Below are 14438 nucleotides of genomic sequence, written 5' to 3' on the forward strand. Positions count from 1 at the left end.
CTCCTCCCTCATCCCTTGAAAGTCGTTCCATGATTTCCCTGACCAAACGCTCGCTGGCTCGCTGGAGCCTGGCCTCCCTGGCATTGCTCGCCACCGCGCACCCGGCACTGGCCGCCGCCTACCCCCAAAAACCGATCACGCTGGTAGTGGGTTTCTCTGCCGGCAGCAGTATTGACATGGTGGCCCGCGCCGTCGGCAACAAGCTGTCGGACAAGCTGGGCCAGCCGGTGCTGATCGACAACAAGCCCGGCGCGGGCGGCAACGTCGCCGCCGGCCTGGTGGCACGCGCGCCAGCGGATGGCTACACCCTGCTGGTCGTGGCCAACAGCATTGCCATTGCCCCCGCGGTCTACCCCAACCTGAAATTCGACGTGCAGAAAGACCTGCGTGCCGTGGCCTACGTCGGCGTCGGCCCGGTGATCATGAAAGTCAGCACCCAGCGCGGGTTTCAAACACTGAACGACGTGGTGAGCTACGCCAAGGCCCACCCCGGCGCGTTGAACTTCGGCTCCTCCGGCGTCGGCGGCACCCCCCACATGGCCACCGAGCTGTTCAACCACATCGCCGGCATCAAAATGACGCACATCCCCTACAAGGGTGGTTCCGATGCACTGGCGGCGCTGATCGGTGGCCAGATCGACGTGCTGATCAACCCCTTGCTGGGTGATGTGGCCTCAGACAAGGTGCGCTCCCTGGCCATCAGCGGCACCCAGCGCTCCCACCTGGCCCCCGGCGTGCCCACCTTTGGCGAAGCCGGCTACCCCGCGTACGACCTGGGCGTGTACTACGGCGTGGTCGCTCCCAGCCACACGCCAGCCGATGTGGTGCAGAAAGTCAATGCCGCCATCAACGAGGTACTGAAAGATCCTAGCGTGGTGGACGCTCTGACCACCCGCAGCGGCATCACACTGGCCCCCGGAACGCCGGCGGCCTTCCAGAAGTTCATTGACCAGGACATTGCACGCTGGAAGAGCGTGGTCGAAAAGAACCCCGGCATCGTGCAACCCTGACGCTGCCAGCCCCCCCAAAAAAAAGCCGTGGCACCTTGTGTGTCACGGCTTTTTTGCTGGGTGGCGTTCTGGCGTACTCGCGCAGACGGCATGTTGCCTGCAACGCGGAGCGATCCAGGCGCGCATGCGCCATGGTCTTTTCGCCCATATGGGCCCAACCGTATCGGCCGAACCGTATCGGCCAAACGTTCACTCGCCATGCCGTGGCCCATTGCCAGTGCGCCTGGTTCTAGATCCACACGTCATTGAGAGCCCTTCGCTCCGAATCGCTGTCCCCGGTGTTGGGAACCCCTGCGGGTTCGATCATCAGCAGTTTGGCTTCCGTTGCCGCAAACGTCTTGTGTTCCACCCCTCTGGGGACCACCGCCATTTCACCAGCTTGCAGTTCGATACTGTGGTCTCGGAAGTCGATTCGCAGCACGCCTTCCAGCACCATGAATGCCTCGTCGGTATCGCTGTGCGCATGCCAGATGAAGTCCCCGGCGATCTTCACGACCTTGAACTGGTAGTCATTCATTTCAGCCACCACACGCGGCTGCCAATGGTCTTGGATCAGACCGATCTTGCGCAATAAGTTAACGGGCACTTGCTGCCCACGGTCCTGGGCAGGGGAAGAAATGTTTGCAGCCATGGCTGGTCCTTGATCCATCAAAGGCCCCAGCGTAGGCAAAACAAGCCGTCAGATCTTGAACGTTTGTGCGCCGGAAGGCGTAGCTATGTGGGAGCGCATCATCCGCAACCACCGTCCAGGCGGCATGCCAAAGGTCTGGGTGAAATGGCGTGTCATGTGGGCCTGGTCCGCAAACCCGGTGGATGCTGCCGCATCGGCGAGCGAAGCCCCGCAGAGCATGCGTTGCCTTGCCACATCCAGCTTGCGCAAGATGACAAATCGCGACGGGCTGGTGCCATAGAACTTGCGGAAATCGCGGGACAGACTCCAGCGATCCCGCCCGGTGACGGTGCTCAGATCCTCCATGGAGATGGAGTCTTGCCAGGAGTCACACAAAAAATCATGGGCCAGTTTGGTGCTGTGGAAGTCTCTGGCAGGCAGTCCGCCGGCTCCACCCGTGCCGCCCGCTTCGGCATGGAGCGCGAGCGCAAGCTCCACGATGGCGTCGGTTTCTTCCATGGAATTGCTTGCCCCGAGTGGCTGGTCCAGCACGGCTCTGGTGGCGCTCTCAACACGCGGGGATTGCGTGATGCCGCCTTCAATATAGGGAAGCGCGTGGCCTCCGAGCACCTCCTGAATCAGTGCAGGAGCCACATAGATCATGCGGTAGTGGAATCCGTCATCCGTTCCCGCTTGGCCGTCGTGCGCCTCGTCGGGATGCAGCACCATGGTGTGGCCTGGCAGACTCTGTCTGTGGGCGCCCCGGTAGTGGAAGGCTTGCACTCCGGCCATCGTGCAGCCAATGGCATAAGTGTCGTGTCGGTGCATGCCGTAGGCATTGCCCTGGAAAAAAGCCTCAATGCGCTCCATTCCCTGTATCGCATCGCTGCGATGGAGCCAGCTTTTTTGATCCAGATGCATTACTTTCGTCATCGTGCTTTCTAACATGGGTCGAAAGCTTCGTTGCGAAGGTCTGCTCCTGGCCGACAGTGCGCCGTGGCCATGCACCGCACAAGCAGATGCCCGGTGTGAAGGCCGCACCATCCAGTCGCTGCGTTCAGGGACGCGCGACATGGAGCGCTTGGCCACCAGCCCCCACAGCGGGCCGTTTCCGGCTCCGGCCGCTCCATGCAGCGGTGATAGCATCCAGACAAGCATTCTTCGATTGGCGCTTTCACACCATGCGGCGCCATATCAACGCCATACGTGTTCGCGATCCCGAATCCCATGAAAACTATCGGTCTACTTGGCGGCATGAGCTGGGAATCCACCATTCCCTACTACCGCCACATCAATGAAGCAGTGAAGGCGCGGCTGGGCGGGCTGCACTCTGCCAAGGTGGTGCTGTACAGCGTGGATTTCGCCGAGATCGAGCGCCTGCAGCACCAGGGTGATTGGGAGGCAGCGGGCGCCCTGCTCGCCAACGCGGCGCAGGCGCTGGAGCGTGCCGGTGCGGATGTCATCGTGTTGTGCACCAACACCATGCACAAGGTGGCGTCGGCCATCGAGGCGGCCGTGGCGATTCCGCTTTTGCACATCGCAGACCCGACCGCAGCGGAAATCCGCCAAGCCGGCCTGTCCCGCATCGGTTTGCTCGGCACGCGCTTCACGATGGAGCAGGATTTCTATCGCGGCCGCCTTGCGGAGCGGCACGGCATCGAAGTGCTTGTGCCCGATCAGGAAGACCGCGATCTGGTGCATCGCGTGATCTACGAAGAGCTCTGCCTCGGCCGCGTGGAAAACGCTTCGCGCCAGGCCTACCGCGACGTGATGCGGCGCCTTGTCGCGCGTGGAGCCCAAGGGATCATCCTGGGCTGCACGGAGATTTCGCTGTTGGTGGGCCAGCAGGATGCGAGCGTGCCGCTGTTCGACACCACCGCGATCCATGCCGCCGCTGCGGCGGAGTGGGGTTTGCCGGACGCAGCCTGATTCCGGCTGCAACATTGGGTGCAAAAGGACATCGTTCCGGAGAACCATCAGCGGCTGAAGCGGGCATTTCCCCCGACGCTCAGGCTGAGCGGGCGATTCTGACCAGGTTCAGGGCACAGGCTCCATGAAGATAGGAACCAAGTGTGCCTGGAGTGGCTGAGCCCGCCCATGCACCTGCACCCCGGCCTCCACACCCTGTACACCGCGCAGCTCTCCCAGAATGAGGTGGCATTGTGGGATGCGATGGCAATGCGATGTATCTACGTGGGAGCGAATTTTTGTGACCGACTGCATCCGGCCAGAAGCGGGCGGTGGTTGCGAGTAAAAGCGGACGCTCAACCTTGAAGCTGAGCCGCTAGGGGCGGCTTGCCGACACGAGTCCGCTTGAGCGAATGGTTAGGCCTCATAGCCTGTCGGGCCTGCCGGAAAGCCATGCAGAGAACTTCGCCTCCAGTTCTGGAACGCCACGAGAAAAGACGAAGATATCCATGCCTCCATCGTATGGACAATAAACGTTCTTGGACGCTGGAGACACTAGCGTAACCATATATTCCAAATCATGGGCGATCTCTTGAACAAGCCGGTCGTAGAAATCTGGTTTCCACGTTGTAACCAGTGCGCGCGTGACAAGGACGTCGTCGTCTTCTCTCGCGACGGTCTCAGGGTTGACTGGGAATTCCAAACTAGCCTCTCGCAACTGCCGCCCAGCAATGCTTTGCCGCGCATTCGTCTCGCGCCGGGACAGCGGGTATCGCGACTGATACGCATAGAGTTGCTCGCCGGGAACAAACAGCTCGCTAGCAATTTGGCAGTGACGAGAAATGACTTCGTGAACCTCAAGCTCAGACTCAGGGTATCGCTTGGATCCTGGGAGCGAATGAAAACGAATCCAGTTAGATCGCATGTACTGCCGAAGCGCATGGCCAACAGGTGCCACGTTTCCCATATCGGACTTCCACCAACTAAGCGGACTGCAATGCATTTCTTGAGGCCTAACGTTTGACATGAGAGGTGCTTGGAGGCCGTAGGCCGGAAAGCGTCCTCTCGATGGAAGGGTTAGCCGTCATTCGATGTAAGCGAACATTCGATGCGGCCAAGACTTTGCTTGACTACCGTACTTCTTGAAAAACGCATAGATGCTTGGCGCAGCGTATTCGAGAAATGGCGTGGCCATCACCACTCTCCTCTGAAAAATACTCCCCGACGGAAGCGTACTTCCCGTCTTCGGTCGCAAACGTGCCTGGCTTTGCTCCTGCAGACTCGCTGCTTCGTATGAACAGATCTTGCCAATGCTCAAGATCTTTCTCGCGCAAACCATCGCGGAAAAGACCAATGAACTTCAGTGCGTTCTCGACCCTCCGCTGACGAAGATTCTGAAGATAGGCCGCAAGGGCTACAAAGCCGCCCAGCACAACAAAGAGCAGTTGCAACCAATCGCGGAGGTCTTTGACATTCATGACGGCTAACGTACTTTAGACGGCACCAAGCCGCAGGCCATATCTGGCGTTTGCGGTCTAAATTGGCACGAAAAGAACGCGGAAAGGGGCTTGTAGCCAAGCTCTTCGGCATACATGCTGTATGAAAATAAAGTATTAAATTTAGCCATGAAACCCGCCGCCCCCCCCTGTGTTGCGCGCCACACGGTTGCGGGACCAGGTCCGTGAGCGAATTCGTTACAAACACTATAGCCTGCGCACCGAACAGGCCTATTTGTGAAATGGCACGGTTTGCGGCATCGCGTGATATGGGGCGCGGCAGTAAGCCGATGTTTTTCAGGCCGTGCTGGCTAATGAGTGACGGCTTTCGAGCTTGTAGCTGGAGGCGGCTCAGGGTCGACAGCCGCCACCGCTGAAGGCTGCTGTCGGCTATCCACCGCCAGCATTGGCACACACGCAACCGAGCCGCTGCAGGATGCCAAGACATATCTCCACCAAGACGAGGGCAGAACCTGCTGCCCTCGTCTTGATGGCTCAATTTCGCAGCCCACGGTTTGGTGCGTGCAGAGCACACCCAACCGGACGCCAATCAGGAGCCAAAGAAAACAAGGTGCGTTGAAATTTCTGAATCCAGTCGTGCCTGGGCAGCGTATTCACATCAGCCGCAGCATCGCGGCGTTTGTTCCACCTTCCCAGGAGCTTTCCATGACTTCGATTCACAGCACACGCACACTGGCATCTTTCGGTCTGGCTATCGTGGTGTCCGCCACTTCGGTGGCCGCCATGGCGGATGTCATGGTCGGCGGTGCCCCCATGCTGCCGTCCAAGGACATCATCGACAACGCGGTCAACTCCAAGGACCACACCACGCTGGTTGCGGCGGTCAAGGCGGCGGGGCTGGTGGAGACCTTGAAGGGGCCCGGCCCTTTCACGGTGTTTGCCCCCACCAATGCCGCTTTTGACGCCCTGCCTGCCGGTACGGTGGATACCTTGCTGAAGCCCGAGAACAAGGGGACGCTGACAACGGTACTTACCTACCACGTGGTCGCAGGCAAATGGGATGCCGCGGCCCTGGGCAAGATGGTCAAGGACGGCAAGGGCATGGCCAGCATCAAGACCGTCAGCGGTGGCACGCTGGTGGCCAAGGCCAAGGGCTCGAAGATCACGCTCACCGACGAAAAAGGCGGCACGGCCACGGTGACCATACCGAACGTCTACCAGTCCAATGGGGTGATCCATGTGATCGACAAGGTGCTGCTGCCTAAGTAAGGGCAAGGGCTAGCTGCTGCAACGGGCTCAAGGCCAGCCCTTGCAGCAGCTTCAGGGAGTACCTGGCCGGTTGCAGCGCAGGCGCCTTGCGAACCACGGGCAGCGGCCCTCTGAAGCGCTGCCTACCAAACGCCAGCCCACTGCGGCTCGGAAAGAGGCGTGGACCAGCAATGGGTGTCGCAGCGACGGATTCGCAGGAAAAAATATTTTTTGATCCCCTGCATCCAAACCGCTCGCTGACGGGTAGTACCTGCAGCAGAACAAAAAAACTGCTGATCAAGTCCTTCAACCACCCTGTCAGGAGAGCCGAAATGTCCACCACACGCACTGCGCCCCGCCTCGCCGTCCTCGCCACCGTTGCAGGAGCTGCGGCCCTGCTCACTGCCTGCGGCACGATGCACCAGCCAGCCAGCACGTTTTCGCAAGCTTCGCTGCCCGCCCCCATCCAGGTCCCTGCGGGTCACAAAGTCGCCTGGGAAACCGTGGGCAGCGGCGACATCACCTATGAATGCAAGGACAAGGCCGGGATGCCCGGGCAGACCGAATGGGTCTTCGTCGGCCCGGAAGCCGTGCTGAAAAGCCGCGCGGGCAAGGCGGTAGGCCGCTATTTCGGCCCCCCTGCCACCTGGGTCGCCAATGATGGCTCCAAGCTCACTGCGACACAGCTTGCCGTGGCGCCTTCGGGCCCTGGCAATCTGCCCTACCAATTGGTCAAGGCGAATCCGGCCATGGACAGCGGTGAGCTGGTGGGCGTGAGCTACATCCAACGTGTGGCTCTGCAGGGCGGTGTGGCGCCGGCAGACAAGCCCTGTACCGATGCCACCAAGGGCCAGAAAGCCGTAGTGAAGTACCAGGCTGACTACATTTTCTGGAAGCCCATGTAAGCCTTGGGGACGGCACGGATACACTGGGGAAGGAAAGCCCTTTACGTCCTCTACGTCCCTGGACCCTTCCTCTCTTCGTGCTGCCCTCCACCCTCAACGACGACGCCTTCGACCATGACGCAGCCCTGATGGCCTGCGCGCACGGTGACCGCGATGCCTTACGGCGCATCTATGAGCGCGAATCGCGCTATTTGCTTGGCGTGGCCTTGCGCATCGTGCGTGACCGTGCCGCCGCAGAAGATGTGCTGCATGACGCCTTTGTGTCCATCTGGAGCCGTGCATCCAGTTTTGATGCCAGCCGCGGGGCCGGTAGAGGCTGGATCTATAGCGTGGTGCGGCATGCAGCACTCAACCGGGTGCGGGACAGCGCCCGCGAGACAACCCTGGACGAGCCCGCCGCTGCACACCATGACACCCAGGCTGCGCTTGCGGCGTGGAACACCAGCGGCGATGAATTGGCGCGGCACGCTGCGCTGGGCCGCCTTGGCCACTGCCTTGACGGGCTGGAGCCGACCCGTCGCAGTTGCCTGCTGTACGCCTACATCGACGGTTGTACCCATGGCGAGATTGCGCAGCGGGTGCAAGCGCCGCTGGGTACCGTGAAGGCCTGGATACAACGCGGACTGCGCGCCCTGCGGGAGTGCATGCAATGAGCAACGATACAAGCCCGGAACCGCCGATGGGCAGCGGAGCTTACGACGACTTGCAGACCCAAGCCGGCGAGTATGTACTGGGCACGCTTGAGGCAGCCGAGCGCCGCGCCATCGAAGCCCGCCTGCCCCATGAGCCAGCCTTGCGCGCCGCCATCGAGGGGTGGGAGCAACGCTTGCTGCCGCTGACCACCTTGGCCAACCCCGTTGAACCCGGCGCTGGCTTATGGCCACGCATTGCAGCCAGCATTGCGCCGGCTCGCCGTGCACAGCCTGCCGCCGCAGGCCGCCACTGGTGGCAGTGGGACAGCCTCGCGCTGTGGCACGGCCTGGCTGGTGGCGGTTTCGCAGCCGCTGCCGTACTTGCCGCCGTGCTGGTGGTGCGCGAAGCCGCTGCGCCCCCGGCACCCCGCTACTTTGTGGTGCTTGCCGCGCCACAAAGCCAAGCCCCGGGCTGGCTGGTGCAGGCACAGACCGAAGGCCGGCTGCGACTGGTACCGCTGGGCATTGATGCCGTGCCGGCCGAAAAATCGCTGCAGTTCTGGACCAAGGCCGATGGCTGGAGTGCGCCCGTGTCTCTGGGCCTGGTCAAGCCGGGTGAGGCAATCGAAGTGCCGGTCGACCAGCTACCGCCGCTGCAGCCCAACCAGTTGTTCGAGCTGACGCTGGAGCCTGCAGGCGGATCCCCCATCGGGCGGCCGACAGGTCCGATCCAATTCATCGGGCGGGCCGTGAAAATCTAGGGCAGGCATGACCTAGCCAGGGGCTGTGCCCCGCTGCGGACCTCGCTGGAGGCCCGCAGAGAGCCTTTTGGCGCATGCCAGACCCGGATGGGGCTGCTCCCCGACCACTGCACGTTTGCCATTGCAAGAAGAACTCGCGGAGTGCCTATCCGCACCTGGCGATCGACCGCACTGGCATCACGATGCGGGACGAGGGCGAGTGGAAAACCAGAAAGCAGGGAAAGGACCTAGCTGCAGCGAGTCTGTGCAGCAGCGCCTCGCAAGCCCTCGCGCACCGAGGGCTTGGAGGCCACGGCTGTGCGAGATCAGTAGCGCGCCTTCCTTACCAGCACAGGCTCCTTGCGGTAGCTGTCCGGGAACAGGCGCCGGAGATTTTCCACCTTGGGCAGGTCGTTGATGGCGATGTAGGGATGGCGCGGGTTCTCGGTCATGAAGTCCTGGTGGTAGATCTCGGCCGGATAGAAGCTGGGCTTGTCTTCCAGGCGGGTCACGATAGGCTTGCGGTACACACGTGCCCCATCCAGCTGGGCGATGTACGCCTGTGCCACCTGGGTCTGCGCCGGGCTGGTCGTGAAGATGGCAGAGCGGTACTGCGTGCCGGTGTCAGGCCCCTGGCGGTTGAGCTGGGTCGGGTCATGGGCCACGGAGAAAAAGATCTGCAGCAGCGTGCCGTAGCTCACCTGGGCCGGGTCGAACGTGACTTCCACGGATTCCGCATGGCCGGTGTTGCCCCGGCCGACAAGCTCGTAGGAGGCCGTGGATGCGCTGCCTCCGCTGTAGCCAGAGACGGCACGCTGCACTCCCTTGACATGCTGAAAGACGCCTTGCACGCCCCAGAAGCAGCCGCCGGCGAAGATTGCGCGTTGCGGTGCAGTGCCGCCCGGCGGCAGATCCTGCACCGGTGCGGGGATGCGGACCGCCTCTTCCGCGGAAAGCGCCGTGCGCTGCCAGAGCAGGCCGCCGCCCACCACGACGACACTGGCAGACAGGGCTTGGAGCAAGGTGCGCCGGCTGGGCACCAGGGGGGATTGGGTAAGCGTTTTCATGGCGGTCATCCAAAGGTAAAGGCGTAGGCAGAGACGCCAGGGTCCAGAAACTCGATGCTGAAGGTGCGTTCGGCAATGTCGCCCGGCTGCCGCACCAGTTGGTACAGCCGCTGCGAGGTCACGGTGCCGCTGCCGTCGGCAGCGACATCCATGCCATGCGCGTCACCCGGCGGCTTGCCGTCGATACGGACCTTGAAGCGCACAGGCTTTCCATCGGCCCCCGGACCCAGCACCAGGTGCAGGTCACGCGCCTGGAAGCGGTAGACGATGCCGCCGGACGGTGCCGACAGCGTGGCGCTTTCCGGGCCCACCAACCACCGGCCCTCCAGGCCCCAGGCGTTCAAGGCGGGGCGTGTGGGGCCGGCATAGAGGGTGGCCTTGTCGTGCACTGCTGGTGGGGTGGAGACAAAGTGTTCGGCGCGTTCGTAACCCAGATAGGTTTCCGGCGAACGCATCGCATCGGTGCTGGCGGCCAGCTGCACCCCCGTGGCGTCCACCTCCGTCAGGCCCATGGCGGTCTGCGCAGTCCCGGCTTCCTGCAGGAGCTGCTGGATCACGCGTTCCGATTCCGCATAGCCGCCTTCGCCGAAGTGGTGGTGGCGGATGCGGCCTGTGGCATCGATGAAGTAATGCGCCGGCCAGTACTGGTTCTGGAAGGCGCGCCAGATCGCGTACTTGTTGTCCACGGCGACCGGGTAGGAAATGCCCAGGTCCTTCATGGCCTTGGTGACATTGCCGATGTCGCGTTCGAAGGCGAATTCGGGCGCATGCACCCCGACCACCACCAGGCCCTGGTCGCGGTACTTCTCGGCCCAGGCCTTCACGTAGGGCAAGGTGCGCAGGCAGTTGATGCAGGAGTAGGTCCAGAAATCGACCAGCACGACCTTGCCGCGCAGGTCCCGGGCGGTCAACGGGGCGGAGTTGAGCCAGTGCGTGGCCCCGTCCAGCGACGGCGCCAGTCCTTCGTCCGGCAGGGTCGGCGCTGCGGCCCTGCGCATGGCGCCGCCGGCGGCCATCATGGCTCCGTTGTCCGCAGGCGCCATGGCGGGCCCCTGCATCATCATGGTGGAGTTCCCGCGCATGGCCATGGCATCGCCGGCCTGTGGCTTCTTGAGGCGATCGACGAGCTTTTGCTCGATGCCGCCGGTGGAGGCGGTCGACAGCTGTGCCAGCACGCCCGTATCCAGGCCCAGGGCAATGGCGGCCACGCCGGCCAGCATGGCGGCGCCCAGGCCACGGCGCACCCATTCGCCAAAGCCCAGCGAGCGTTTGAGCGCGGCAAACACCTTGCCTCCCAGCAACAGAGCGGCTGCCATGGAGGTGGCGGCACCGGCGGCATAGGCCAGCAGCAGCAGTGTGGAGGTGGCGTTGGCGCCTTCCAGTGCTGCACCGGTCAAGATCAATCCCAGGATGGGGCCGGCACAGGGAGCCCACAGCAGCCCCGTGGCCACGCCCAGCAGGACGGAGGAGCCGATGCGGGGCGAGTCTTCTGTCTGCGCCGTGTCCGACAGGCGCGACCCCATGGCCACGAGCGGCCGGGTCAGCCGTTCGGAAAGACCGGGCCACAGCAGGGCCAGCGCAAAGGCGGCCATGAGCGCCAGGGCCAACCCGCGCCCCAGCTGGTTGGCGGCCACCACCCAGCCGCCGCCAACGGCGGCCAGCGAGGCGACCACTGCAAAAGTGAGTGCCATGCCCGCCAGCAGCGGCAGTCCGCTGCGCATGAAGGGCTGGCTGGCGCGGGAGAACACAAACGGCAGTACGGGCAGGATGCAGGGGCTGAGGATGGTCAGCGCCCCGCCGAGGTAGGCAAGAACGATGAGTAGCATGGCGTGCTCCTTTGGGCAGTCTGCGGCTCAGGCCGCTTTGGGCGTGAAGGTGAGCGACACGCCGTTCATGCAGTAGCGCAGGCCCGTGGGGGGAGGACCGTCGTCAAAGACATGGCCCAGATGCCCACCGCAGCGCCGGCAATGCACTTCGGTGCGCACGGTGCCGTAGCTCCGGTCCTGGCGCGTGGCCACGGCGTTGTCCAGGGGCTTCCAGAAGCTGGGCCAGCCGGTGCCGCTCTCGAACTTGGTGGTGGAGGCGAACAGGGGCAGCGCGCAGCCGGCGCAGGCAAAGGTGCCGGGGCGATGCTCCTTGTTGAGCGGGCTGCTGCCAGGGCGCTCCGTGCCCTCGCGGCGCAGCACCGCATACTGCTGGGGACTGAGCCGCTCCTGCCACTGCGCATCGGTGTAATTGACTTCAAAGATTTCCGCCGCGCCCGCCGCCGTGGCGCGGCGGGGAAACAGGCTGGCGGACAGCAAGGCGGCGGAGGCAGAGGCGACGGAGGCGACAGTGCCCAGCAGCAGGTGGCGTCGGGTGGTGGTCATGGCATTGGCTTTCTGGATGCGATGTGTCCAGATTACGAAGCCGCCCTCGCGAAGTCCTCACGCAAAGTTAAAAGATTCGTGATAACTCCCTGCCCCGGTATTGCGGACAATAGGCCAACGATCACCTAAACAAGCAGGCACCGGCAGCATTGCCATGGAGCCTTCCAGCCTGTCCCGGAACACACAGCCATGACCACCACCCGCCGCATCCTGCTGGTTGAGGACGACGCCCACATTGCCGATCTGCTGGCGCTTCACCTGCGGGACGAAGGGCTGGACGTGGTGCACTGCGCGCGCGGCGATGACGGGCTGGCGCAGCTGCAGCGCGGCGGCTGGGATGCGCTGGTGCTGGACCTGATGCTGCCCGGCGTCGACGGGCTGGAGATCTGCCGCCAGGCACGGGCCATGACGCGGTACACGCCGATCATCATCATCAGCGCCCGTTCCAGCGAGGTGCACCGCATCCTGGGGCTGGAAATCGGCGCCGACGACTACCTGGCCAAGCCGTTTTCCGTGCTGGAGCTGGTGGCGCGGGTCAAAGCCCTGCTGCGCAGGGTGGAGGCGCTGGCGCAGAGTGCGCGCATGGAGTCTGGCAGCCTGCTGATCGACGGCCTGGCGATGGACCCGGTGACCCGCGATGCACGGCTGCACGGCGACCGCCTGGATCTGACGCCACGCGAATTCGATCTGCTGTACTTTTTTGCCCGCCAGCCCGGCAAGGTGTTTTCGCGCATGGACCTGCTCAATGCCGTGTGGGGCTACCAGCACGAGGGCTATGAGCACACGGTCAACACCCACATCAACCGGCTGCGCGCCAAGGTCGAGGCCGATCCGGCGCAGCCTGTGCGCATCCTCACAGTCTGGGGCCGTGGGTACAAGTTTGCGCAAGCTGGGGGCGGACAATGAAGCTGACGCAACGACTGGCGATTGTGTTCGCCGCCCTGCTGCTGCTGTGCAGCGGTACCTCGGCGTGGCTGCAGGTGCGTTCCAACCGCATGCACGAACTGGAGGTGGTGCAGGCGCTATCGCGCGATGTGGCCGAGAGCATTGCCCGCAACGCCCAGCTCACCGACGCCAACGGCCTGATGCCCAATGCGGTGCGCGACCTGTTCAACCAACTGATGATGCTGAACCCCAGCGTGGAGGTTTACCTGCTGGAGCCGGACGGGCGCATTGCCGGCCATGCCGCGCCTGACGGCCGGCTGCGCCGCGACCGCGTGGATCTGGCGCCGCTGCAGCGCTTTCTCGAAGGCCGGATGCTGCCCATTCTGGGCGACGACCCTCGAAGCGCCGATGGCCGCAAGGTGTTCAGCGCCGCCCCGCTGAGCGTGAACGGCCGGCAGGTCGGCTACATCTATGTGGTGCTGCTGGGGGAGGCGCACGACCTGCTGGCAGCCCAGGGGTCTGCGGATGCGGTGCTGAAGACGGCGCTGCTGTCGATCGGGATGGTGGGCCTGCTGTGCCTGGCCGCGGGCCTGGTGGCCTTCACCTTGATCACCCGCCCTTTGCGGCGCCTGACCGAGTCGGTGCGCCAGTTCGACATCCACGGCGCGCCCCCTGCCCTGCCGGTGCTTCCGTCCGATGCCCGTGCCAACAGCCGCGACGAGATTGCCGTGCTGGATGCCGCTTACCGGCAGATGGTGCAGCGCATCGGCGAACAGTGGACCGCCCTGACGCGGCAGGACCAGGAACGCCGGGAGCTGATTGCGAACGTGTCGCACGATCTGCGCACGCCGCTGTCGTCGCTGCATGGTTATCTGGAAACCCTGCTGTTGAAGGATGCCACGCTGACGCCCCTGGAGCGCAGACGCTATCTGGGCATCGCGCTGGAGCAAAGCCGGCAGGTGGGTGCCTTGTCCCAGAGCCTGTTCGAGCTGGCGCGGCTGGAGTACGGCTTTGTGCAGCCCGCGCTGGAGTCTTTCTCGCTGGTGGATCTGGTGCAGGATGTGTTCCAGAAGTTCGAGCTGCGCGCGCAGGCGCGCCATGTCGCCCTGCACGCGCATTTTCCGCCGCAGCTTCCCTCAGTCAGTGCCGATCTGGGCATGATCGAACGGGTGCTGAGCAATCTGCTGGACAACGCCCTGCGCTACACGCCGGAAGGCGGGTCGATCACGGTCAGCATCGCAGTGGCCGGTGACGCGTGCGAAGTGACGGTGCGCGACTCGGGCCCGGGCATCCCGCCGGAGCTGCGGGAGGGCCTGTTTCGCCGGCCCTTCACGGTGGGCGGTGCACGCCGTGACGGCGGCCTGGGACTGCGCATCGTGCACAAGATGCTGGAACTGCATGGCCAGACCATCCAGTTGGTCGAAGGGGACGGGGACGATGACAGCGGTGGTGCAGGCACAGGCGCCACGTTCAGATTCTCGCTGCCCCGGTCTGCGGCGGCCTAGCCCGGGCTGAACCTGGCTGGGTCGGAGCCATCGGCCCGCAGCGGGATGTCCCCGTCGCAGGCGGGAGGGACCAGGAGCGGACGTTTGCAGAACGTGCCTGCT

15 protein-coding genes are annotated in these 14438 nt (G+C 63.8%); 8 read left to right on the forward strand and 7 right to left on the reverse strand.

Annotated elements, in window-relative coordinates:
- Positions 1-29 precede the first annotated feature (29 nt).
- Positions 30-1010, forward strand: a complete 981-nt coding sequence (locus tag CT3_RS13910) for a tripartite tricarboxylate transporter substrate binding protein (protein ID WP_066533525.1) — start codon at positions 30-32, stop codon at positions 1008-1010.
- A gap of 229 nt (positions 1011-1239) precedes the next feature.
- Here CT3_RS13910 and CT3_RS13915 read toward each other — a convergent pair whose 3' ends face one another.
- Positions 1240-1641 (reverse strand): cupin domain-containing protein, encoded by a 402-nt coding sequence (locus tag CT3_RS13915; protein WP_066533528.1) that lies wholly within the window; start codon positions 1639-1641, stop codon positions 1240-1242.
- A 48-nt stretch (positions 1642-1689) separates the two neighbouring features.
- Complete coding sequence (locus CT3_RS13920) at positions 1690-2568, reverse strand: AraC family transcriptional regulator (RefSeq protein WP_225608636.1); 879 nt, start codon at positions 2566-2568, stop codon at positions 1690-1692.
- Between the two features lie 279 nt (positions 2569-2847).
- Here CT3_RS13920 and CT3_RS13925 point away from each other — a divergent pair, with 279 nt between their 5' ends.
- On the forward strand, positions 2848-3549 hold the full coding sequence (locus tag CT3_RS13925) for an aspartate/glutamate racemase family protein (protein WP_066533530.1): 702 nt from the start codon (positions 2848-2850) through the stop codon (positions 3547-3549).
- Positions 3550-3952: 403 nt separating this feature from the next.
- Here the strand turns inward: CT3_RS13925 and CT3_RS13930 are convergent, their stop codons facing one another.
- Together CT3_RS13930 and CT3_RS13935 are read right to left on the reverse strand one after the other, a co-directional pair.
- Positions 3953-4495, reverse strand: coding sequence for a DUF3885 domain-containing protein (locus CT3_RS13930; RefSeq protein ID WP_127446236.1), 543 nt, complete (start codon positions 4493-4495; stop codon positions 3953-3955).
- A 163-nt stretch (positions 4496-4658) separates the two neighbouring features.
- Entirely contained in the window at positions 4659-5006 is a 348-nt protein-coding gene (locus tag CT3_RS13935; protein WP_127446237.1) for a hypothetical protein, read from the reverse strand.
- A 684-nt stretch (positions 5007-5690) separates the two neighbouring features.
- On the opposite strand from CT3_RS13935, the gene CT3_RS13945 reads away from it, so the two are divergent.
- From CT3_RS13945 to CT3_RS13960, 4 genes are all read left to right on the forward strand, one after another.
- Positions 5691-6254: a fasciclin domain-containing protein gene (locus tag CT3_RS13945; protein WP_066533531.1), complete on the forward strand. Its 564-nt coding sequence runs from the start codon at positions 5691-5693 to the stop codon at positions 6252-6254.
- 311 nt (positions 6255-6565) lie between these two features.
- Positions 6566-7138 (forward strand): DUF3455 domain-containing protein, encoded by a 573-nt coding sequence (locus CT3_RS13950; protein ID WP_066533532.1) that lies wholly within the window; start codon positions 6566-6568, stop codon positions 7136-7138.
- Between the two features lie 128 nt (positions 7139-7266).
- Positions 7267-7791, forward strand: coding sequence for a sigma-70 family RNA polymerase sigma factor (locus CT3_RS13955; protein WP_370510804.1), 525 nt, complete (start codon positions 7267-7269; stop codon positions 7789-7791).
- A complete protein-coding gene (locus CT3_RS13960; protein WP_066533533.1) occupies positions 7788-8531 on the forward strand; it encodes an anti-sigma factor in 744 nt (247 codons plus the stop codon). The genes CT3_RS13955 and CT3_RS13960 overlap by 4 nt, the downstream gene beginning before the upstream one ends.
- Positions 8532-8836: 305 nt before the next feature.
- Here the strand turns inward: CT3_RS13960 and msrA are convergent, their stop codons facing one another.
- From msrA to msrB, 3 genes are read right to left on the reverse strand one after another with little or no spacing between them, the layout of a single operon-like run.
- Positions 8837-9586 (reverse strand): peptide-methionine (S)-S-oxide reductase MsrA, encoded by a 750-nt coding sequence (gene msrA, locus CT3_RS13965; protein WP_066533535.1) that lies wholly within the window; start codon positions 9584-9586, stop codon positions 8837-8839.
- Entirely contained in the window at positions 9583-11403 is a 1821-nt protein-coding gene (locus CT3_RS13970; protein WP_066533537.1) for a cytochrome c biogenesis protein DipZ, read from the reverse strand. Before CT3_RS13970 ends, msrA begins: the two co-directional genes overlap by 4 nt.
- A 27-nt stretch (positions 11404-11430) precedes the next feature.
- Positions 11431-11946, reverse strand: a complete 516-nt coding sequence (gene msrB, locus CT3_RS13975) for a peptide-methionine (R)-S-oxide reductase MsrB (protein ID WP_066533540.1) — start codon at positions 11944-11946, stop codon at positions 11431-11433.
- Positions 11947-12135: 189 nt separating this feature from the next.
- On the opposite strand from msrB, the gene CT3_RS13980 reads away from it, so the two are divergent.
- Both CT3_RS13980 and CT3_RS13985 read left to right on the forward strand, forming a co-directional pair.
- Positions 12136-12852: a response regulator transcription factor gene (locus CT3_RS13980; protein WP_066533541.1), complete on the forward strand. Its 717-nt coding sequence runs from the start codon at positions 12136-12138 to the stop codon at positions 12850-12852.
- Positions 12849-14336: a sensor histidine kinase gene (locus tag CT3_RS13985; protein WP_066533543.1), complete on the forward strand. Its 1488-nt coding sequence runs from the start codon at positions 12849-12851 to the stop codon at positions 14334-14336. The genes CT3_RS13980 and CT3_RS13985 overlap by 4 nt, the downstream gene beginning before the upstream one ends.
- Positions 14337-14438 lie beyond the last annotated feature (102 nt).

Source organism: Comamonas terrigena NBRC 13299 (genome assembly GCF_006740045.1).
Taxonomy (GTDB): Bacteria; Pseudomonadota; Gammaproteobacteria; order Burkholderiales; family Burkholderiaceae_C; genus Comamonas; species Comamonas terrigena.

Excerpts from the sequence above, each read along its gene's own strand:
- CT3_RS13960 (WP_066533533.1), top strand. The coding sequence starts at position 7,788 with ATGAGCAACGATACAAGCCCGGAACCGCCGATGGGCAGCGGAGCTTAC.
- CT3_RS13920 (WP_225608636.1), bottom strand. The coding sequence starts at position 2,568 with ATGTTAGAAAGCACGATGACGAAAGTAATGCATCTGGATCAAAAAAGC.
- CT3_RS13980 (WP_066533541.1), top strand. The coding sequence starts at position 12,136 with ATGACCACCACCCGCCGCATCCTGCTGGTTGAGGACGACGCCCACATT.
- CT3_RS13915 (WP_066533528.1), bottom strand. The coding sequence starts at position 1,641 with ATGGCTGCAAACATTTCTTCCCCTGCCCAGGACCGTGGGCAGCAAGTG.
- CT3_RS13955 (WP_370510804.1), top strand. The coding sequence starts at position 7,267 with ATGGCCTGCGCGCACGGTGACCGCGATGCCTTACGGCGCATCTATGAG.
- msrA (WP_066533535.1), bottom strand. The coding sequence starts at position 9,586 with ATGACCGCCATGAAAACGCTTACCCAATCCCCCCTGGTGCCCAGCCGG.
- CT3_RS13985 (WP_066533543.1), top strand. The coding sequence starts at position 12,849 with ATGAAGCTGACGCAACGACTGGCGATTGTGTTCGCCGCCCTGCTGCTG.
- CT3_RS13950 (WP_066533532.1), top strand. The coding sequence starts at position 6,566 with ATGTCCACCACACGCACTGCGCCCCGCCTCGCCGTCCTCGCCACCGTT.
- CT3_RS13930 (WP_127446236.1), bottom strand. The coding sequence starts at position 4,495 with ATGGGAAACGTGGCACCTGTTGGCCATGCGCTTCGGCAGTACATGCGA.
- CT3_RS13945 (WP_066533531.1), top strand. The coding sequence starts at position 5,691 with ATGACTTCGATTCACAGCACACGCACACTGGCATCTTTCGGTCTGGCT.
- msrB (WP_066533540.1), bottom strand. The coding sequence starts at position 11,946 with ATGACCACCACCCGACGCCACCTGCTGCTGGGCACTGTCGCCTCCGTC.
- CT3_RS13910 (WP_066533525.1), top strand. The coding sequence starts at position 30 with ATGATTTCCCTGACCAAACGCTCGCTGGCTCGCTGGAGCCTGGCCTCC.
- CT3_RS13935 (WP_127446237.1), bottom strand. The coding sequence starts at position 5,006 with ATGAATGTCAAAGACCTCCGCGATTGGTTGCAACTGCTCTTTGTTGTG.
- CT3_RS13970 (WP_066533537.1), bottom strand. The coding sequence starts at position 11,403 with ATGCTACTCATCGTTCTTGCCTACCTCGGCGGGGCGCTGACCATCCTC.
- CT3_RS13925 (WP_066533530.1), top strand. The coding sequence starts at position 2,848 with ATGAAAACTATCGGTCTACTTGGCGGCATGAGCTGGGAATCCACCATT.